The sequence below is a fragment of the Bradyrhizobium sp. Kon56 genome, from assembly GCF_055807635.1.
The window spans coordinates 1-295 of record NZ_JBVVOU010000342.1; the positions used below are offsets into that span (position 1 = coordinate 1).

Sequence of the window (295 nt, forward strand, 5' to 3'; positions counted from 1 at the left end):
CGGTGTCCTTCATGCTTTCCTTGTGGCCGATCTGCGACGACACCGGGTCGATGTAGGTGACGTGCGCGCCCTGGTCGTGGGCCGCCACTTCGAACGCGCAGCGGGTGCGGGTCGAGGTCTTTTCGAAGATCAGCGCGATGTTCTTGCCTTTGAGGTGCGGACGCTCGGTGCCGGTGTATTTGGCGCGCTTGAGGTCGCGGGACAGGTCCAGCAGGTAGTGCAGCTCGCGGGTGGTGTGGTGCATCAGCGACAGCAGGCTGCGGTTGCGCATATTGAAAGCCATGGGAGTTCTCCT

General features: G+C 62.7%; 1 pseudogene. It reads right to left on the reverse strand.

The features are described 5' to 3' along the window. A pseudogene (locus AC0L3B_RS39240) lies at positions 1 to 283 on the reverse strand (ornithine carbamoyltransferase); the annotation flags it as partial. Positions 284 to 295: the final 12 nt, after the last annotated feature.